The following is a 20,046-nucleotide window of genomic DNA, read 5'->3' as shown; positions in this document are numbered from 1 at the left end:
GGCGACGTTCCCCCAGGCGCGGCCTTCATGCTAGCCTCATCGTGCAAACGCAAGACCTGAAAATAACAAAGAAGGCCGGCGTAGCCCAAGGCTGCGCAGAAGAGCCGCAAAGAGAGGAACACATGCCGGGTGCTGCCCTTGTCACCGCTCCCTCCATTCCAACCGCGCCCGCGACGCCGGCCGTTCTCGACCGCTTGCGGGCCATCGTGGGTGACAAGGGCTTGATTCTGGACGAGCACGACAAACGACCGTTCGTGACCGACTGGCGCGGCGAGCTCGCAGGGCAGGCTGCAGCGGTCGTGCGACCAGCCAGCACCGCGGAAGTCTCCGCCGTCGTCAGGCTCTGCCACGACAACGGCATTGCCATCGTGCCGCAAGGCGGCAACACCGGCCTGATGGGCGGCGCCACACCGTGGCCGGCGCACCGCGGCATCCTGCTCTCGCTCGGCCGCATGAACCACGTGCTGAATGTCGATCCCGTCGGCTACACCATGACCGTGGAGGCCGGCTGCGTCCTCCAGACGCTTCAGGACACGGCCGCGCGCCATGACCGCTTCTTTCCGCTCAGCCTCGGTGCGCAGGGCTCGTGCATGATCGGGGGGAACCTTTCCACCAATGCCGGCGGCGTGCAGGTGCTGCGCTACGGCAATGCGCGCAATCTGGTGCTCGGTCTCGAGGTCGTCCTGGCCAACGGCGATGTCTGGGACGGGCTGCGTGCGCTGAAGAAGGACAACACCGGTTACGACCTCAAGCAACTTTTCATTGGCGCTGAAGGCACGCTCGGCATCATCACCAAGGCGGTGCTGAAGCTCTGGCCCGCGCCGAAGGACGTCTGCACCGCATGGCTCGCGATCCGCGATCCCAGGGCGGCGATCGAGCTCCTGTCGGAGGCGCATGCGGCCTCCGACGACAATGTCGGCTCCTGCGAGCTGATGAGCCGCGCATGCATCGACATGGTGCTGCGGCATATTCCCGGCGCCCAGGATCCTCTCAAGGCCGAGACCGATTGGTATCTCCTGCTGGAATGGTCGTCGGCCCGCCCGCGGCAGGACGGCGGTGCTGGCATGTCGGACAGGATGGAGCAGTTCCTGGCCGATCAGCTCGAGGCGGGCCGCCTGCTCGATGCGGTGATCGCGCAAACCGAAACGCAGTCGCGCAACATGTGGCGCATCCGTGAGAGCGTGGCCGAGGCTTCGCGCGCCGAGGGGCCCGGTTTGAGCTACGACGTGTCGGTCGCAATCTCCCGGATTCCCGAATTCATCGACAAGGGCCTGAAGTCCGCGCTCGACATCCTGCCGACGATCCGCCCTTATCCGCTCGGCCACATCGGAGACGGCAATGTGCACTTCTCCTTCATGGGTCCGAAGGGCATGGATCGCGAGACGCTCGGCCAGTATTCCCCGGCGATCACACGGGCCGTCAACGACCTCATCACGTCCATGGGCGGCTCGATCTCGGCTGAACACGGCATCGGCATCGAGAAGCTCGACGAGCTGCAGCACTATCGTTCCAGGACCGAGCTCGACATCATGCGCACGATCAAGCGGGCGCTCGACCCCGACAACATCATGAATCCGGGCAAGGTGCTGCGTCTCGGGTGAGATGGGGGCCGGCGCCATAGCCGGCTGTCGTCCGGCGAACCCGGGCCAAACAGGCCGCAAAGGTCCCAAATCATGCCTTTTCGCCGCGGACGAACGACTTTATTCCCCCCATGGATGCTTTAAGGAAGGGGCAGGATCAGGTCGCAGGCGCGCCTTGGCGGTGCTAGACCCTGATGCAGGAACAATGGGGCCGGGCCTGTAGCCGGCTGGCCCGCTAGGATGAAGGATATGAGGCAATGATCCAGAGCGTGGGCATCATCGGGGCAGGGACAATGGGGAACGGCATCGCGCAGATCTGCGCGGCGGCCGGGCTCTCGGTCGTAATGGTCGATATTTCCGACGCGGCGGTGAACCGTGGCCTGTCGACCGTTGGCGGCAGCCTCGAGCGTCTGGTCAAGAAGGAGAAGATGTCGGCGGCCGACCGCGAAGCGACGCTCAAGCGCATCACCGGCACGACCGATCGGGCGAAGCTGTCGGATTGCGACCTCGTCATCGAGGCCGCCACCGAGAACGAGGAGCTCAAGGTCAAGATCCTGAAGGACCTCTGCGCGACGCTGTCGCCGCGCACGCTGGTTGCGACCAACACCTCGTCGATCTCGATCACCAAGCTCGCCGCCGCGACCGACCGTCCCGATCGCTTCATCGGCATGCACTTCTTCAACCCGGTGCCGGTGATGGCGCTGCTGGAGCTCATCCGCGGTCTGCAGACCTCCGACGACACCCACGCCAAGGCGCTCGATTTCGCCCAGCGCGTCGGCAAGGTGGCGATCACCGCCAAGAACAGCCCGGGCTTCGCCGTCAATCGCATCCTCTGCCCGATGATCAACGAGGCGATCTTCGCGCTCCAGGAGGGGATCGCGACCGCCGAGGAAATCGACGCCGGCATGAAGCTCGGTTGCAACCACCCGATCGGGCCGCTGGCGCTCGCCGATCTCGTCGGGCTCGACACCATGCTGTCGGTGATGGAGGTCTTTTACAAGGGCTTCAACGATCCTAAATATCGGCCAGCGCCGCTGCTGAAAGAAATGGTCGATGCCGGCCATCTCGGCCGCAAGACGGGGCAGGGTTTCTACAGCTACGGTACTTAATCACGGAGCCGGGTGCTAAGGATCCGCAGTGCCGTAGGGTGGGCAAAGCGAAGCGTGCCCACCATTGTCGCGATTTGAGAGAGATGGTGGGCACGGCGCAAGTGCGCCTTTGCCCACCCTACGATTCTGATCAAGGTGCGGGCGCCGGGCTCGAAACGCCCGCCGCTCGCTCCCGCAATTTGCGCTGCGACAAAGACGCCGCGCGCGATTGACCCGACAATGTCGGACGGGCGACCTCGCGGGAACAACGGAACGGATAGCAAAGGACATGTCGGATCGACTGAAGGCCGAGCGGGAAGCTGCGGCCGCGCGGCGGAACTTGCTGACCCAGGATGCGATCGAGCGCACCGGGATCACAGAGGAGATGATCGGGGAACTCGTCACTCGCTTCTACGGACGCGTGCGCGAGGACGCGCTGCTGGGGCCGGTGTTCGCGATCGTTCAGAATTGGGACGAACATCTCGCCAAGCTCAGGGATTTTTGGTCGTCGGTCGTGCTGATGAGCGGCCGCTATCATGGCTCGCCGATGCGGGCGCATTTGCCGCTGAGCCTGGTCGGCGATCATTTCGACCGCTGGCTCGATCTGTTCGAACAGACCGCACGCGAAGTGTGCCCGCCTCCGGCAGCCGCGCTCTTCATCGACAAGGCGCGTCGCATCGCCGACAGTTTTGAGATGGCGTCGGCAACTGTCGCGGGCCGCATCGCTTCGCCGCGTCACGTGCTCAGGTCTTGAAATACAAAATGCCTGCCTGAGAAACGTGCAGCCCGCATCGCGTCGTGGCGTTGCACCAATTCCAACAGCATCGGTCTGATCTGCAAAATCATCATGCTGTTCGCGCAACGCGATGTAGAATTCGCGAAAACACGCTTGTTCGCGTTCACTCTCATTCAATCAACGCGAGCAAAGCCATATTGATGCACTGCGGCGCCAAGTCTTCGCCTTGTTTTCGGCAGAGTTCCAGCGCCTGCTAGCGGGCATGGCTCGCGCATTGTTCAACACCACATCTTCACCCTCCGAGGGTGTTGCGGAACCTGAAGTTGACGCGGGCACGGAGCAGACGCGGCGAACGCTGCTGCTCGGTGCGCTCGCCACCAGCGCATGCCTCGGCTGTTCCACCCAAGCGCGCGCCGGCGAGGATGCTCCCGGCTCCGACGAACGGCCGCAGAAGGGCGACCTGCTCGTCTTCTCCGAAGGCGATCAGGAAGGAAAGCCCGTCACCTTGGCCGACCTCGCGGCCGGCGGGCCGCCGGTGCATGCCTGGCCGAAAGATCCCAAGACATCGGTGGTACGCAGCGCGTCCCGGCTCAACGAGATCCTGATCATCCGCCTCGATCCCGCAGAGCTCGACGAGAAGACCCGCGAGCGCGCCGTCGAAGGCATCCTCGCTTATTCGGCGATCTGCTCGCATGCCGGCTGTCCCGTCACCGCCTGGGTGAAGAGCGATGTCGGCGACAAGGAGGTGTTCAAGTGCATGTGCCACAACTCCGAATACGATCCTCGCGCGGGCGCGCAGGTCGTGTTCGGGCCGGCGCCGCGGCGGCTCGCAGCGCTGCCGCTCGCGCTCGCTGACGGCTCGCTCAGCGTCGCCGGCAACTTCGTCGGAAAGGTAGGTGGCGCGCAGCCGGGATGATGGACGGAGCGGGGTATGCCCGCGTCACGAGAGGCCGCATCCGCCGAGGGGCGGACGACGGGACGAACAAGAATTCAAATCAAGAATTCAAACGGATGAAAAAGGGGAACGTCCATGACCAGGAAGCAATGGTACCTGTCCGGCTTCGTCGCCTTCACCTGTCTTGCCGCGACAGCCGCAACTGCCGGCCCGATCGAGAATTATTCTCCGGTCACCGCGCAGCGGCTGGAAAATCCGGAACCCGGCAACTGGATGCTCTACCGGCGCACTTATGACGGGCAGGGCTACAGCCCGCTCGACCAGATCAACGCCTCGAACGTGAAGAATCTCACGCCGGTCTGGACCTTTGCCACCGGCGTCGTCGAGGGCCACGAGGCGCCGCCGATCGTCAACAACGGCGTGATGTTCGTGGCGACCCCGATGGGGCAGGTGATCGCACTGAACGCGAAGACCGGCGATGAATACTGGCGCTACAAGCGGCAGCTTCCCGACGATCTGTTCCAATTGCATCCGACCAGCCGCGGCGTCGGCCTGTGGGAGGACAAGCTCTATCTCGCCACCACCGACGATCACGTCGTCGCGCTCGACGCCAAGACCGGCAAGGTGGTGTGGGACACCAAGGTGCAGGACTACAAGAAGGGCCAGTATATGACCCTGATGCCGCTGATCGTCGACGGCAAGGTCATCGTCGGCGGCTCCGGCGGCGAATTCGGCGTGCGCGGCTATGTCGCCGCCTTCGACGCCAAGGAGGGCAAGGAGCTGTGGCGGACCTACACTATTCCCGGCGAAGGCGAGCCCGGTCACGACACCTGGCAGGGCGACGACTGGAAGAACGGTGGCGGCTCGGCCTGGATGACCGGCAATTACGACAAGGACACCAAGACGATCTATTGGGGCGTCGGCAATGCCGCGCCCTGGCCCGGCGAGACTCATCCCGGCGACAATCTCTACACCTCGTCGGTGCTCGCGCTCGATCCGAACAACGGCAAGATCAAGACCTATCACCAGTATCACCAGAACGATTCCTGGGACTGGGACGAGGTCGAGGCGCCGATGCTGATCGACCTGCAACGCGATGGCCGCAACATCAAGAGCCTGGTCCACCCGGGACGCGACGCGATCTTCTGGGTGCTCGAGCGCACGCCGACCAAGATCAACTACGTGGCCGGCTGGCCGTTCGTCTCCACCGACGTCTGGAAAGGCATCGATGCAGAAACCGGCAAGCCGATCGTCGATCCCGCGCACAAGCCCGTCATCGGCAAGCGCGTCGAGTTCTGCCCATCGCTGTGGGGCGGCAAGGATTGGCCGTCGGCGGCCTATAGCGAAAGGACCAAGCTGGTCTACGTGCCCGCCAACGAGAACTTCTGCGGCGGCTTCACCGGCGAGAAGGTTGCGCTCAAGCCGGGTGAGCTCTGGCTCGGTACCAAGCCCGAAGACATCGGGCTGAAGACAAAGCCCGGCGCGGATCATTTTGGCGAGCTGCAGGCCTGGGATCCCGTCACCGGCAAGAAGGTGTGGCAGCACAACTTCCCGAAGTCGCAGCTATTCGGATCGGTCACGGCAACCGCGGGCGATCTCATCTTCGCCGGCGGCACCAACGACCGCAACTTCCGTGCCTTCAACGCCAAGACCGGCGAGCTGTTGTGGGAGCAGAAAACCAACTCCGGCATCATGGGCATGCCGGTGTCCTATGAGATCGACGGCACCCAGTACATCGCGATCCAGTCGGGATGGGGCGTGGACGCGCAGCGCATCCAGGATGCGCTGGTGACCAACAACATCGGCATCGAGGCCAACGTGCCGCAGGGCGGCGTGGTCTGGGTGTTCGCGCTGAAGAAATAGCTCCGCGGGCGGATCGACGAAGGCGGAGCAACAGGGGGGTGGCGAATGCGGCGGACGGCAACGTCCGCCGCATTTTGTGTGTTGCTGTCCTTCCTTCTCCCCCTCCTGTGGGAGAAGGTGGCATAGGCGGCCTTCGGCCGCCGTTCTTAAGAGAACGCCGAAGCGAAGCTTCGGCTATGGGCGCCGAATGAGGGGTTCTCTCCACGCGCAAGATCATTCGTGAGGATGGAGACCCCTCACCCAAGCAAGTGCGCATCTCCCAGCGTCGCTGCCCTCTCCCACAACAAGGGGAGAGGGCACATCAATGCGCCGCGCGAGATAACTACTTCCCCTGCCGGTCCACCTTGTCCTTCTCCTTCTGGTTCATCTCCCGAACCTTGGGATCCGGATTGTGCTGCCCAGTGGTCTGGGTCGTCGATGCCGGCGGGGCGTTGGCGTTGGGAAGCGAGTTCTGGTCCGGCGCGGTGGGGCGCGTGGCCGTGGTCGGGGGCGTGGTGTTGCTCTGGGCGAATGCGCCCGCGGCCGTCAAAAGAAAGGCGCCCGACAGCGAGACTGCGAGCGCCTTGGAGATGTTGATCATCGATCTGCTCCTGTCAGATCGATGGAAACGGCGCGAGGCCGCCTCTGTTCCGTTCCCTTACGCCTCCAATTGCTTGCCGATCGGCAGGCTCCGGATGCGCTTTCCGGTCGCCGCGAAGATGGCGTTGATCAGCGCCGGCGCGAACGGCGGCACGCCGGGCTCGCCGACGCCGCTCGGCGGCGTGTCCGGGCCGGGCGGCACGATGTAGACGTTGGTCACGACAGGAGAGTCGTCCATCCTGACGACCTGGAAGTCGTCGAAGTTCTTCTGCTGCACCTTGCCGTCCCTAAACGTGATCTCGCCGTATTTGGCGATGCTCAGGCCCATGATCGCCGCGCCCTCGATCTGCGAGGCGATGCGCTCGGGGTTGACATAGGTGCCGCAGTCGATCGCGGTGTCGACGCGCGGTACTGTCAGCTTGCCTTTCTCATCGACGGCCACCTCGACGATGGTTGCGATGTAGCTGACGAAGCTGCGGTGCACGGCGATGCCGAGACCGTGGCCCTTCGGCACCTGGCGTCCCCATTCGCCCTTCTCTGCGACCAGCTCGACCACCTTGCGCAGGCGCGCGGTGTCGATCGGGTAGCTGTCGAAGGGCTCGCCGTAGTTCCAGAGGTCCTTCACCGCCGGCTTGACGATGCGTGGACTTCCGACCAGCGCGAGCAGCGTCTCCTTCTGGTCGCGGCCCGTGGCCTGCGCGATCTCGCCGACCATCGACTGCACCGCGAAGGCGCGCGGGATATTCGAGACCGAGCGGAACCAGCCGATGCGGGTGTGCGCCGCGGCTTCCGGATTCTCGCAAGAGATGTTGGCGATCTCGAACGGCATGTCGACGAGGCCCATGCCGATTTCGAAAGGCGCCTGGTGCACCGTGCCGGCCGCAAAGGTCGAGGCGATGCTGGGGGCCACGCTACGGTGGCGCCAGGCGATCACCTTGCCGCTCTTGTCGAGACCGGCCTCGATGCGCTCGACCGAGACGGTGTGCAGGAAGCCGTTGTGGATGTCGTCCTCGCGCGTCCACTGCACCTTCACCGGCGCACCGAGCTCCTTCGACAGCAGCGCGGCCTCGAGCGCAAAGTCGCATTTCGACTTCCGGCCGAACCCGCCGCCAAGCAGCGTCACGTTGACGGTGACGTTCGCTTCCGGAATGCCGAGCGTCTTGGCGACGTCCTCGCGCGTGCCGCCCGGGCTCTGCACCGGCGCCCAGATCTCGGCCCTGTCGCCCTTGACGTCGGCCACCGCCACCGGCGGCTCCATGCTGACATGGGCCAGATGCGGGATGTAGTACTCGCCGACGATGACCTTGTCGGCGCCCTTCAGGGCGGCGTCCGCATCGCCTTCCTGGCGCAGGACCAGACCGGGCTTGCGCGAGGCCTCCTCGAGCTCCTTGCGGTAGGCGGCCGATTCGTACTTGCCGTTGGGACCGTCGTCCCAGGTCAGCTTCAGCGCGTCGCGGCCCTTGATCGCCGCGCCGGTGTTGCGCGCGATCACGGCGACGCCGCCGAGTGGCTGGAATTTCGAGGGCCACGGCCAGCCTTGAACCTTCATCACCTTCTCGACGCCGGGAATTTTCAGCGCCTCGTCCGGCTCGAATTTGACCAGCTTGCCGCCGGTCACCGGCGGCCGCGCGATCACGGCGTACTTCATGCCGGGCAAACGCACGTCGGCGCCGTATTGCGCCTTTCCGGTGGTGATGTCGTGGAGATCGACGATGCCGACCTGGCCCTTGCCGAGATAGCGGAAGTTCTTCGGGTCCTTCAGCTTGAGGCCTTCGATGGCAGGCACGGATTCCTTGGCGGCGTCGGCAGCGAGCTCGCCGAAGCCGAGCTTGCGTCCGCTGGCGCTGTGGACGACCTCGTGATTGACGGCCTTGACCTCGGTCGCCGGAACGCCCCAGCGCTTGGCCGCGGCCTGCTCCAGCATGGTGCGGGCGGAAGCGCCGATCTGGCGCATCGGGATCAGATAGTGCCGCGTGCTGCGCGAGCCGTCGGTGTCCTGGTTGCCGAACTTGACCTCGTCGCCATGGGCCTGCTGCACCTTCACCTTCGACCAGTCGGCCTCCATTTCCTCCGCCACGATCAGCGGCAGGCTGGTGCGCACGCCGGTGCCCATTTCGGAGCGATGCCCGACGATGGTGACGATGCCGTCAGGCGCGACCGAAACGAACACGCGCGGATCGACCACGACGCCGTGCGGCATCTTTTCGGCACCTGTCTCATAGGCGAGCGCCTGGCGTGACATCACGGGCGCGGCAAGCACGAAGCCGCCGGTGACGCCGAGCCCCTTCAGGATGCTGCGGCGCGAGACTTTTTCCACCCTGATGTTCTTTTCGAAGCCGCGAAGCTTGCGGGGATTGTCGATGTAATTCATGTCACACTCCCGTCGAGGCGAGATGGACCGCGTTCTCGATGCGCTGGTAGCAGCCGCAGCGGCAGATGTTGCCGGCCATCGACTCGCGGATCTGGTCGTGCGACGGCTTTGGATTGTCCATCAGAAGCGCCGCGGCCTGCATGATCTGGCCGGCCTGGCAGAAGCCGCATTGGGGAACATTGACCTGGCGCCAGGCCTTTTGAACCGGGTGATCGCCGGTCGGGTGCAGCCCCTCGATCGTCGTGACCTCGCGTCCGGCGACGTCGTTCACCGACGTGATGCAGGCGCGCACGGCTTGCTTGTCGACGATGACGGTGCAGGCGCCGCACAGGGCCTGGCCGCAGCCGAACTTGGTGCCGGTCAACCCGGCCTCGTCGCGCAAGAACCAGAGTAGCGGGAGATCCGGGTCGCCGTCCCAGCTCTGTTCCTGGCCATTGATCTTCACCTTGATCATGATCGTCCCTCGCTCTTCATAAGCATGCCAAATTCAAACCGCCGACGTGGGTCGGCGGTGGTTTGTGCGACGTAGCACGACATCCCTCCATCATCCCGCGCGGGCAAATCCCGGAGGGAGGCAGGAACGCCGATGACGATGTCTGGATTTGCTCGATACCTCCCGTTTTGTTCTTCGTTGTTTTGAACTTCGTGCGGCATCGTGACGGCGTGAGCGTAGCAGAGATCGCGCCGACCCGGCGTTCACAGCCGAGTGTTCTCACCGGGAAAAGATTGCATCGGTGGTTTGTCAAAAGCAGGGCGCGAAATCACGCCGCATGCATCGCGCGACGCCTTGCAGCGAAAAAGGCTTCGTCCGCCAGGAAGACTGCGCGGACGAAGCAGGATGCCTCAGTCGAGGGAGGGAGAAACGCAGGGACCGCGGACCTCTAGTCGGAAGCGCGCGGCACTGCGCAGTCATTCAGAGACCAGGACTGAGGGAGCCGATGGTTCTCGCCAGTCCATCGAAGGCGAGGAGGCGGCTTCGCCGCAATGGTCCGGGAGCCAGGCCCGTCCGGTTCGCTGGGAGTGGAGGAGGGGAATCAGCGATCGGACGGGCGTGGCGAGAGCGTGGGCCGCCGGCTCAGGCGGCCCGTTCAAACCACCTTTCAGGCGGCCTTGGCTTTGGCCACGTGGGTCGCGATCGCGTCCATCAGCGCCGGCGACAGGCAGTCATAGGGCTCGAGCCCGATTTCCTTCAGCCGCGAACGGATGCCGGCCATCTGCTCCGGCTTGACGCCGGATTCGATCACCGAGGAGACGAAGGCGGCGAATTGCGGCGCCTGCGAGCCCTGCTCCTGGAACAGTTCGGGATGGATGAAGTCGAGACCGTAGAACGGATGGTTCTTGTTCTCGATGCGGCCGTACATGTGCGTGCCGCAGGCCTTGCAGGCATAGCGCTGGATCACCGCCGAGGGGTCGACGATCTGGAGCTTGTCGCCGTTCTCGAGCACGGTGACATTCTGGCGCGGCACCACGGCGACGACGGAGAACGTCGCGCCTTGCGGCTTCCAGCACTTGGTGCAGCCGCAGGCGTGGTTGTGGGCGACGTCGCCCTTGATGCCGACCTTGACCTGGTGGTCGCTGCATTTGCAGGCGAGGGTGCCGCCGGCAAAGCTGCCGCTACCCTGCTTGAGGCCGTTGTCGATCGATGGATGGAGTGCAACAGTCATGGGTCGATCCTCCTGGGTGTGATGTCTGTAGGCTAGAACACGACGACTGAACGGATGGATTTGCCCTCGTGCATGAGGTCAAAGCCCTTGTTGATCTCTTCGAGCTTGAGCACGTGGGTGATCATCGGATCGATCTGGATCTTTCCGTTCATGTACCAGTCGACGATCTTCGGCACGTCGGTGCGGCCGCGCGCACCGCCGAAGGCCGTGCCGCGCCAATTGCGCCCGGTGACGAGCTGGAACGGGCGGGTGGCGATCTCCTTGCCGGCTTCGGCGACGCCGATGATGATGGAGGTGCCCCAGCCGCGATGGCAGGCTTCCAGCGCCTGGCGCATCACGGTGGTGTTGCCGGTGCAGTCGAAGGTGTAGTCGGCGCCGCCGTCGGTGAGGCCGACCAGGTGCTGGACGATGTCGCCGGTGACCTTCTTCGGGTTGACGAAGTGGGTCATGCCGAACCGGCGGCCCCAATCCTCCTTGGAGTCGTTGATGTCGACGCCGATGATCTTGTCGGCGCCGGCCATCTTGGCGCCCTGGATGACATTGAGGCCAATGCCGCCGAGGCCGAACACGACGACGTTCGAGCCCGGCTCGACCTTGGCGGTGTTGACGACGGCGCCGACACCGGTGGTGACGCCGCAGCCGATGTAGCAGCTCTTGTCGAACGGCGCGTCCTCGCGAATCTTGGCGACCGCGATCTCCGGCAGCACGGTGAAGTTCGAGAAGGTCGAGCAGCCCATGTAATGGTAGATCGGCTTGCCCTTGTAGGAGAAGCGGCTGGTGCCGTCGGGCATCACGCCCTTGCCCTGCGTCGCGCGAATCGCGGTGCAGAGATTGGTTTTCTGGCTCAGGCAGCTTTTGCACTGCCGGCATTCCGGCGTGTAGAGCGGAATGACGTGGTCACCCGGCTTCACCGAGGTCACGCCGGGGCCGATCTCGCGGATGATCCCGGCGCCTTCATGGCCCAGGATCGACGGGAAGATTCCCTCGCTGTCGAAGCCGTCGAGCGTGTAGGCGTCGGTATGGCAGATGCCCGTTGCCTTGATCTCGACCAGGACCTCGCCGGCCTTGGGCCCTTCCAGGTCGACTTCGACGATCTCGAGCGGCTTCTTTGCTTCGAAAGCGACGGCGGCACGTGTCTTCATTGGTAGCTCCTCAAATTCTCGTCAGACGCCAGGAAGTAGTCTCGGCAGTCCTCGTAGCGTTCATTTCTTGCCCATGCAGGCGTCTTCGGCCTTGGTGTAGGCCTCTGTCTTCGCTTCCTTGTTGGCCGGGCGCTGCCGGCCCCAGGCTTCGGTGGAGCGCGCGCGCAGATAGACGTAGAGATCGTCCATGTAGCAGGCGACGTTCGGGTTGTCGCCGAAGGCCGGCATGACGTTTTCCTGCGCGGTCGAGATGTTCTTGCGGCCGGAGGCGACCACGCCGAGGAAGTCGCCGTAGCTCATGGTCTTGACGGAGTCCTTCAGCGACGGTGCGTAGGTGGATCCCATGCCGTCGGGGCCATGGCAGACGTGGCAGTCGGAGTGATAGCGGCGGTAGCCGGAATAGGTGAACCAGTCCACGGTGCCGTCGGCCGAAATCTTGTAGGTCGGGTTTCCTTCCTTATCGAGCCATTTCCCGTCGTCTTCTTTCTTCACGGCGGCCGGGTCGCCCGGACCGTCCGCGATCGCAATTCCTCCCGACCCAACGAAGATCATCGCAGCAATGACAGAGCAGATTTTACGCAAGAGATTTTTCCTCGGAAGGCGTTCGGTGGAGACGAACCGGCGCGTGGAGCGATCCACGCGCCGGAGCGATGCTGAGAGGCCTAGTTGGCCGGCAGCGAGAACACGGTCAGCGTACCGCCGAGCGCCGTGTAGTTGCTGAGGGCCGCGTAGCCGCCGACTGCGCCGAGACCGGCGGTCGGATCGGTCAGGCCTGCGGCCAGACCAATGCCGGCCCAGCCACCGACGCCGGAGAGCACTGCGACATACTGCTTGCCGCCGTTCTCATAGGTCGTGACGTTGCCGATGATGCCGGAGGGAGTCTTGAACTTGTAGAGCTCCTTGCCGGACTTGGCGTCGACCGCCTTCAGGTAGCCTTCGAGCGTGCCGTAGAACACCACGCCGCCGGCGGTTGCGAGCGCACCCGACCAGACCGAGAACTGCTCCTTGTTCGACCAGACGATCTTGCCGGTCTTGCCGTCCCAGGCGATGAAATTGCCCATATGGCTTTCACCCTGCGGCGGATACATCGAGAGCGTCGCACCCACATAGGGCTGGCCCGCGGTGTAGCTCACCTTGAACGGCTCGTAGTCCATGCAGACGTGGTTGGTCGGAACGTAGAACAGCTGCGTGTCCGGCGAGTAGGCTGCCGGCTGCTCGTCCTTGGTGCCGAGCGCGGCCGGGCAGATGCCCTTCACGTTGTGGTCTTCACCGGCCTTGTCGGTCGAAGCTGCGTCGAGCACCTTCGGACGGCCATAGGTCGGCGAGTTCTTGTCCATGTCGACGCCGGAGGTCCAGTTCACCTTCGGATCGTACTTTTCGGCGACCAGCAGCTCGCCGTTCTCGCGGTCCATGGTGTAGGCGAGACCGTTGCGGTCGAAATGGGTCAGGAGCTTGCGCGCCTGGCCGTTGATCTGCTGATCCGAGAGGATCATTTCGTTGACGCCGTCATAGTCCCATTCGTCGTGGGGCGTCATCTGATAGACCCACTTGGCCATGCCGGTGTCCGCGTCGCGCGCGAAAATGGTCATCGACCATTTGTTGTCGCCCGGACGCTGCTTCGGATTCCAGGTCGAGGGGTTGCCCGAGCCGTAATAGACGAGGTTCAGAGCGGGATCGTAGGACATCCAGCCCCAGGTGCAGCCGCCGCCGATCTTCCACTGATCGCCTTGCCAGGTCTTCAGCGAGGAGTCGGCCCCGACCGGCTTGCCGAGCGCCGTCGTCTTGGCCGGATCGAACTTGATCTGGTCATCCGGACCTTCGGAGAAGGCGCGCCAGACCTGCTTGCCGGACTTGAGGTCGTAGGCGGTGACGTGGCACTGCACGCCGAACTCGCCGCCGGAGATGCCGACCAGGACCTTGTCCTTGACGACGAGCGCCGCCGAGGTGCCGGTCTCACCCTTCGCAGGGTTGCCGTTGGTCGAGCTCCAGGCCACCTGGCCTGTCTTGGCATCGAGCGCGACGAGATTGGTGTCGGCCTGATGCAGGATGATCTTGCCGTCGCCATAGGCCAGGCCGCGATTCACCGTGTCGCAGCACATCACCGGGATGACGTTCGGGTCCTGCTTGGGCTCGTATTTCCAGATGATCTTGTTCTCGTTTGAAAGGTCAATAGCGTAGACCTTGTTCGGGAACGGCGTGTGTACGTACATGACGTTGCCGATGATCAGCGGGCCGCCTTCATGGCCACGCAGCACGCCGGTCGAGAAGGTCCAGGCGACCTGGAGCTTGCCCACGTTTTGTGCGTTGATCTGGTTCAGCTTGGAATAGCGGGTATTGGCGTAGTCGCCCGCCGGCATCACCCAGTCTTTCGGGTTCTGCGACATCTTGATCAGCTCATCATTGGCTGATGCGCTGCCGACGGCGAGAACCGCCGCGGAGCCAAGATAGGTCGCCAGTAGCACCTTGCGCATAGTCATTTCCTCCGTTGGTCTCGTTTATTGTTTCCGAAGCATTGCTCAATCACCGGGCTTCTCGTCCGGCGTCTGCTCGTGCAGGGCGGTCACGGGGACCAGAAACGATGCTGTGCTGTTTCCTCCTCCTGATGAGAGCCACGGGTCCACGTGCAGGAGCGGCCCGTTCTTGTTGTTCCTGCCGCAATCCCTAGCCACTTCGCCAACGGGAAACTTGCCCAAGAGAGAAGGCGGTTTGCTTGACAGCGCACGGAGGCGAAGATTTTGATTTTGCAGTAGCGAATTCAGCGGCTTCGGTAAGCCTTTTGAGCCGCCTTCTACGCTCAGGTTCCCCTTGACGGCGGTGCAACTAAGGCGGAGGATTAAGCTTCAAGAGTGGCAATGGAACGATGGCGCTCGTTGCAAAAGACCGCTCAAATTCGAGGTAAACGTCACGCAATCACGGCTGAGGGCTCCGGCAGCGCTGGTCGCGATTCGCGTCGAATCTCCGGATCAAACCAGTGGCTGGATTAATGTCCGACACAATTCACACGCTTTCGACGACCGGAATGACGCCGAAGCGGCAGATCCAGAGCTGGATCGACGGGCTGACGAGCCTGTGCGGGTATTTCGACGTCGATCCGCTGGAGGCGTCCTCGCTCGAAGGTCGCATCGACTACACCACGGTCTCGCGCCTGAAGCTCTGCCAGATCGAGGTCAGCCAGCATCGCATCGCGCATACGCTGGCGCGAGCCAAGGCCAATGAACACCCGTACATCAAGATTCACTTCCAGACCTACGGCGTGTCCTATTTCGAGCAGGAAGGCCGCCACATCGAGATCAACCCGGGCGATATCATCGCCTATGACGTCTCCTGCCCGCATTCGATCATCAGCCCCGCCTTCACGCGTCACGACGTGGTGATCGTGCCGAAGGCGCTACTGCGCGATCGCGGCTTCCCATCGCAGCGGATGCCTGCGTGCAAATTGTCGGCGAAGACGGGGACGGGGCGGATCGCCCACGATTTCGTCCATGCGACCTTCGACGAGGCGGCAAAACTGTCGGCGAACAGCGCGGTCGGCGTCGCCGATTCCCTGATCGACCTGTTGCTGTTGCCGCTCCGCGAAGCCGATACGATGTTCGACCGGGTCGGGCCCGAAGCGATGTATGTGCGCGCCCAGTTCTTCATCCGCGAGCACTTGCGCGATCCCGATCTGTGCATCGACCAGATCTCCGCCGAGCTCGGCTGCTCCAAGCGCTATCTGCATATGCTGTTCTCCGAGCGCGGCACCACGGTGAGCGACTACATCTGGCAGGCGCGCTTGCAGAACTGCCGCCAGGAGCTCGAGGCGCACGCCGGCAAGACCATCACCGACGTCGCGTTCTCCTGGGGCTTCTCCAGCTCGTCGCATTTCAGCCGCGTGTTCCGGAAATATTTCGGCGTGGTGCCGTCCTCGATCCACAAGGCGCAGCAGGGCGCCGCGAGCTCGGGCGAGCATTAGGCTTACGCCGGAGAAAACTTCCGGCGCGGTGGCCGACGCTTACGCCGTCGTCGCGATATAGGGAATGCCGGCCACGAGAGCGACGAGCAGCGCCGCATTGCCCAGCATCCCGCTCCAATGCAGCCGGCGCAACCGACGCGGCGCCTCGGCATCGCCGGCGTCCCGCGCGCTGAGCTGGTCGTCCATCCGTTGCATGAACCAGGGGCGTCCCCAGATCGCCAGGGCTGCGATGATGCCGACGCCCATCGCGGCGAGCAGGCGGCCGTCGAGGAGGAGAACCACCGTTCCGACGATGGCAGCAACGCGCATCACCAGGAAATGGGCATTGAACATTCCGCGCAGCAACTGGGCGACGGGCTGGATATCGAGCTTCACCAGCAGGAAGGCGGGCGATGCCAGTGTGAAATAGCCCATCGGAAAGAGCAGGATGACCATAACGGCGACGGCGACTGCATCCGGTGTCATGCGATCGGCCCCTTTTTGACCGCCCTTGCGAGGCTTCCGGCGGCGTACAATCATAGCGGGAAAATGCGTTCCCGACACTAGGCTTTGGTCGGAGGGCGGGCCGGGAAGGGAGCAACCGGCGCGCCAGGCGGAGACGGTGCCAGATTCAGGCCGGCTCGAGGCCGAGCGACTGTGCGCTCTCGATCCAGATCGGCAGCTCGCGCTGGTACAGCGCATTGCTTTCCTTGAATCCGATCGCGGGTTCGAGCACGAAGGTCGCGAGAACCTCCTTCACCTTTGGATCGCTGTTGGCGGCGACGCAGAGCTCGGCGAGGCGGTCGACCACCGGCTGCGGCGTCGCCTTCGGCACGGCCCAGCCCGAGAAGCCGCTCACGGTGAAGAACTTCGACGTCGCGCCCTGTTCGGGCAGGGTCTTCACATTCGGGATCGCGTCCACCTTCTTCGAATGCACCGCGAACACGGTGCCGCGGTCGCTTTGCAGGACCGACTGCGCGGCCGTGTAGCTGCCCATGGCGGCGTCGAGCGTGCCCTCCAGCATGCCCGTCCACATCGGCGCCTCGCCGCGATAGTGCACCGGCTCGATGTTGAGGCCATACTGCTTGTTGATCTCGTTGATCGTCATGTGCGGGGCCGAGCCCGCGCTGTAGGTGCCGAAATTCACCTTGCCGCTCTTGCGCGCAAAGGCGACGAAATCTTCCAGCGTCTTGACGCCCGTCTTGGGGTTCGCGACCAGCAGCAGGCCGGCGCCGGGAATGACGCTGACGAGCGTCAGGTCCTTGTCCATGTCGTAGCCCGGATTCTTCATCACCACCCGGTTCATGATGTAGGTGGTCGAGATCGAGCACAGGATGGTGTGGCCGTCGGGCTCCGCGCGGGCGACTTCGGCCGTGCCGATCGCGCCGGAGGCACCGGGCTTGTTCTCGACAACGACCGTCTTGCCGACCTGCTTGGAGATGAACTCGCCGTAGGCGCGCGCGAGCAGGTCGGTCTGTCCGCCGGCGGGGTAGCTGCAGATCATGCGGATCTGTCGCGACGGCCAAGCGCTTTGCGCCGAGGCGCTGCGCGAGACGAAAGGCATCGCGAGTGCGGCGGTCCCGGCGGCGACGAAGTGGCGGCGATCGAGTTTGGCGGACATGATTCTCTCCCCGTTTTTTGCCGAGGGTACTGCATCAGGCTGGCGCCGGCATGGGCGGTGGGCGAGACAGATTGGCGCATTCGGCCGGGCGGCGCAGTGCCCATTCCGGCGTCACCCGGACGATCGCACCTTTCGCGCGACTCGTAGCCAGACGATCTCGGTCAGGGCCACCGCAATCAGGCCGAACGTGCCGCCGATCAGCACGTTGATGATGCGCTCCTCGGCGATGCCGCTGGCGCCGCCGGCAAAGGAGGCGGCGAGCGCGATGAAGAAGCAGCGCAGGCCGAAGCCGACGATATAGCGGGAGAACGAGATCAGCGTCAGGGTGGCCGCGAGCACCGCGAGCGCGTAACCGACCCGGCTCTGTGGCAGCAGGATTCCGGTAAGGAAGCCGAGCGGTACGCCGACCAGCGCGCCGGTCGCGCGCTGCTTCAGCTTGCCGGTGGAGGCGGCGAGATCGCCGACCACGACGCTTGCGGCCGACCACATCACCCATTGTCCCTGCGCGAGGTCGAGCATCTCGACCAGCGCGGCTGATGCGAACACCGCCATGGCGGTTGCGAGCGCGGGCAGAAACCATTCAGCGGCAGGCAATCCGAACGATGCTGAAGCGGCGTCGCCACGTGGCCGCCGGTCGTAGATCTGGATGGCGCAGACCAGCGCCAGCGCGATCGGAGAGGAGGCGATGATCACGCCTGCATGCCGCAGCGCTTCGGACGGACTGACGCCCTCCCGCACCTCGCAGGCGAGATAGACGGCGGGGATGAACACCCAATTGCCGAGCGTGCGGAAGTGCTCGCCATAGCGCGTCACCGCGACCGCCAGGAAGCCGGCCAGCGCCGTCAGCATCGCGAACAGCGGCTTGATCGGAGCGGCGAGAACGAGCGCGGAAAAGGTGACGAGGATGGCAAGATAGTGCCACGCGATCACCTTGGGCGGCAGGTGCAGCCTGAGCGCGGGAATGAGCAGCGAGACCGCGACCAGGGCGAGATTGAGCAGTGCCGTCTCGCGCGCGATGAAATAGGCCGCCACCATCGGGCCGACGACGATCAACGCGCGCATCAGCTCGGCGGTTTTGATTTCGCGGGAGAGGACGTCGCGCAGGTTGGTGGCGGCAGGACTCACGACTTCACCAAATGGCCGAATAAATGCTGCATTATACGAACTGAGACGCTGCTAGCCACATCCTCCGTCATTCCGGGATGCGTGCGCCGCACGCAGGCCCGGAATCCATCGTGCCGCATGCGCTGTGGAGGAATGGATTCCGGGCTCGCCCCCGGAATGACGGAGCTTCACCGCTGAATGATCTTCATCCAGACATCGCCGAGGATCGCCGGCTCGCGCGGCGGCAGATAGGTCAGGCCGGCCTGCTTGCCGAGCTCTGCGGTCTTTCCTTCCGCGGCGAGCTCCGTCAGCGCCTTGTTCACCGCTTCGATCAGTGCGGGGTCGCTGGCGAGCCCGACATAGCCGCGATTGGCGCCGATCGGATAGTAGTAGCCGGACGCGCTGATCGCCGTATCAGGATGGGCGGCGCGGTAGGCGTCGAGGCGGGCAAGGTCGATCAGCGTTGCGTCATGGTCGCCGCGGTTGAGCGCGCCGAGGAGGTCGTCGCGACCGGGGACGAGATGCGTGATGCTGTCGATCAGGCGTCCCTTGTCGAAGGTCATCAGGATGGCATCGCCGAGCGAACCGCTCTCGATCACAAGGCGGAGGCCGGCAAGATCGCCGATGTCGGCGATCTTGCGCCCCTGCGCCTTCGGCCCGAGCACCACTGTCATGGGCGAATAGACGTAAGGCCGGCTTGGCGCGAGCACGCCGAGTGCGACGCGACGGCGCCGGTCGTCGCGCGTGGCCCCAGCGAAGTCCGGCAGGCGCGCCGTCTTCATGCCGGGCTTGACGAGGGAATCCGTCGTCAGCGCGTAGCCGCCGACCAGGGCGCAGCGCCCGTCGGAGAGCAGTGCATTGGCCTCCAGCTGCGGGCTCGAATCCTCGTCCAGCTTGCTTTCGAACCACTGGATCTTAAGCGGCCGCCCCATCCGTTCCGCGACTGCCTGCGCCAGCAGCACGTCGAAGCCGGCGTCGGACTTGCCCTTGTGATGCACCGAAAGCGGCGGCCGGTCCTCGTCGAGACAGATGCTCAAGGGATCGGTCGCGTGCGCGGGCGCCGCCAGCGCCGCAAGCAACGCGGCAAGACCGAGCACCTGCCGGCCCCTCATGGCTTCCTCCGGCTCGAGACGAAGGCCCAGAGATCGCCGATCTCGTCGTCGCTGAGGATATCGCCCCAGGGCGGCATCTTGTTGTTCTTGCCGTTCTTCACGGTGGTGACGAAGCGCGTCTTGTCGTCGGGAAAGACGCGCAGATCCGGCGTGATGGTGCCGGAGTTCATCATGTTGGGGCCGTGGCAGTGCGAGCATTTCGAAGCATAGGTCGACTTGCCGTGGTCGATCTGCGCCTGCAGGGGATTGCCGGTTGCGTCATCCGCGGCGCGAACGGTCGCCGCAAGCGCGGCCGTCAGCACCGCGACGGTGGCGATCGTCGCCACCGTCTTCTGAGCTACGTCTTTCAGCATCATGCCG

General features: G+C 64.3%; 18 protein-coding genes. 6 read left to right on the top strand and 12 right to left on the bottom strand.

All coding sequences use genetic code 11. From position 1 onward, the window contains the following. Nucleotides 1-122 precede the first annotated feature (122 nt). From XH79_RS38140 to XH79_RS38120, 5 genes are all read left to right on the top strand, one after another. Nucleotides 123-1,601, top strand: a complete 1,479-nt coding sequence (locus XH79_RS38140; protein ID WP_271585017.1) for an FAD-binding oxidoreductase — start codon at nucleotides 123-125, stop codon at nucleotides 1,599-1,601. Between the two features lie 236 nt (nucleotides 1,602-1,837). Next, nucleotides 1,838-2,689, top strand: a complete 852-nt coding sequence (locus XH79_RS38135) for a 3-hydroxybutyryl-CoA dehydrogenase (RefSeq protein ID WP_271585016.1) — start codon at nucleotides 1,838-1,840, stop codon at nucleotides 2,687-2,689. 268 nt (nucleotides 2,690-2,957) lie between these two features. After that, a complete protein-coding gene (locus XH79_RS38130; protein ID WP_212337990.1) occupies nucleotides 2,958-3,422 on the top strand; it encodes a group III truncated hemoglobin in 465 nt (154 codons plus the stop codon). A 244-nt stretch (nucleotides 3,423-3,666) separates the two neighbouring features. Next, the gene (locus tag XH79_RS38125; protein WP_271585015.1) at nucleotides 3,667-4,320 is read left to right on the top strand and encodes a QcrA and Rieske domain-containing protein; all 654 of its coding nucleotides are present in this window, start codon (nucleotides 3,667-3,669) and stop codon (nucleotides 4,318-4,320) included. Nucleotides 4,321-4,434: 114 nt separating this feature from the next. Beyond that, a complete protein-coding gene (locus XH79_RS38120) occupies nucleotides 4,435-6,162 on the top strand; it encodes a methanol/ethanol family PQQ-dependent dehydrogenase (RefSeq protein ID WP_212337994.1) in 1,728 nt (575 codons plus the stop codon). 322 nt (nucleotides 6,163-6,484) lie between these two features. Here the strand turns inward: XH79_RS38120 and XH79_RS38115 are convergent, their stop codons facing one another. The 7 genes from XH79_RS38115 to xoxF5 form a co-directional block, all read right to left on the bottom strand. Continuing rightward, nucleotides 6,485-6,742: a hypothetical protein gene (locus tag XH79_RS38115; RefSeq protein WP_212337996.1), complete on the bottom strand. Its 258-nt coding sequence runs from the start codon at nucleotides 6,740-6,742 to the stop codon at nucleotides 6,485-6,487. 57 nt (nucleotides 6,743-6,799) lie between these two features. Further along, on the bottom strand, nucleotides 6,800-9,112 hold the full coding sequence (locus tag XH79_RS38110) for a xanthine dehydrogenase family protein molybdopterin-binding subunit (protein ID WP_271585014.1): 2,313 nt from the start codon (nucleotides 9,110-9,112) through the stop codon (nucleotides 6,800-6,802). A gap of 1 nt (nucleotide 9,113) precedes the next feature. Next, nucleotides 9,114-9,566 (bottom strand): (2Fe-2S)-binding protein, encoded by a 453-nt coding sequence (locus XH79_RS38105; protein ID WP_211405832.1) that lies wholly within the window; start codon nucleotides 9,564-9,566, stop codon nucleotides 9,114-9,116. 646 nt (nucleotides 9,567-10,212) lie between these two features. Beyond that, nucleotides 10,213-10,776, bottom strand: a complete 564-nt coding sequence (gene gfa, locus XH79_RS38100) for an S-(hydroxymethyl)glutathione synthase (protein ID WP_212337999.1) — start codon at nucleotides 10,774-10,776, stop codon at nucleotides 10,213-10,215. Nucleotides 10,777-10,808: 32 nt separating this feature from the next. Continuing rightward, nucleotides 10,809-11,918 carry an S-(hydroxymethyl)glutathione dehydrogenase/class III alcohol dehydrogenase gene (locus tag XH79_RS38095; RefSeq protein WP_212338000.1) on the bottom strand — a complete coding sequence of 370 codons (1,110 nt, stop codon included), beginning with the start codon at nucleotides 11,916-11,918 and terminating at the stop codon, nucleotides 10,809-10,811. Nucleotides 11,919-11,978: 60 nt separating this feature from the next. Further along, nucleotides 11,979-12,470, bottom strand: a complete 492-nt coding sequence (locus XH79_RS38090; RefSeq protein ID WP_212338269.1) for a c-type cytochrome, methanol metabolism-related — start codon at nucleotides 12,468-12,470, stop codon at nucleotides 11,979-11,981. Between the two features lie 110 nt (nucleotides 12,471-12,580). After that, nucleotides 12,581-14,389: a lanthanide-dependent methanol dehydrogenase XoxF5 gene (gene xoxF5, locus XH79_RS38085; protein ID WP_271585013.1), complete on the bottom strand. Its 1,809-nt coding sequence runs from the start codon at nucleotides 14,387-14,389 to the stop codon at nucleotides 12,581-12,583. Between the two features lie 512 nt (nucleotides 14,390-14,901). On the opposite strand from xoxF5, the gene XH79_RS38080 reads away from it, so the two are divergent. Further along, nucleotides 14,902-15,870, top strand: coding sequence for a helix-turn-helix domain-containing protein (locus XH79_RS38080; protein WP_212338004.1), 969 nt, complete (start codon nucleotides 14,902-14,904; stop codon nucleotides 15,868-15,870). 39 nt (nucleotides 15,871-15,909) lie between these two features. Here XH79_RS38080 and XH79_RS38075 read toward each other — a convergent pair whose 3' ends face one another. From XH79_RS38075 to XH79_RS38055, 5 genes are all read right to left on the bottom strand, one after another. Then, a complete protein-coding gene (locus XH79_RS38075) occupies nucleotides 15,910-16,335 on the bottom strand; it encodes a hypothetical protein (protein WP_212338005.1) in 426 nt (141 codons plus the stop codon). 145 nt (nucleotides 16,336-16,480) lie between these two features. Beyond that, nucleotides 16,481-17,470, bottom strand: coding sequence for a Bug family tripartite tricarboxylate transporter substrate binding protein (locus XH79_RS38070; RefSeq protein ID WP_271585012.1), 990 nt, complete (start codon nucleotides 17,468-17,470; stop codon nucleotides 16,481-16,483). A gap of 111 nt (nucleotides 17,471-17,581) precedes the next feature. Continuing rightward, nucleotides 17,582-18,595, bottom strand: coding sequence for an FUSC family protein (locus XH79_RS38065; protein ID WP_212338007.1), 1,014 nt, complete (start codon nucleotides 18,593-18,595; stop codon nucleotides 17,582-17,584). A 167-nt stretch (nucleotides 18,596-18,762) separates the two neighbouring features. After that, complete coding sequence (locus XH79_RS38060) at nucleotides 18,763-19,686, bottom strand: substrate-binding periplasmic protein (protein WP_271585011.1); 924 nt, start codon at nucleotides 19,684-19,686, stop codon at nucleotides 18,763-18,765. Further along, nucleotides 19,683-20,039, bottom strand: a complete 357-nt coding sequence (locus XH79_RS38055; protein WP_271585186.1) for a c-type cytochrome — start codon at nucleotides 20,037-20,039, stop codon at nucleotides 19,683-19,685. Before XH79_RS38055 ends, XH79_RS38060 begins: the two co-directional genes overlap by 4 nt. Nucleotides 20,040-20,046 lie beyond the last annotated feature (7 nt).

The sequence above is a fragment of the Bradyrhizobium sp. CCBAU 45389 genome (assembly GCF_028128625.1).
GTDB lineage: Bacteria > Pseudomonadota > Alphaproteobacteria > Rhizobiales > Xanthobacteraceae > Bradyrhizobium > Bradyrhizobium liaoningense_B.
The sequence above is the reverse complement of the archived record's forward strand: the minus strand, read 5'-3'. Positions and strand labels throughout refer to the sequence as shown.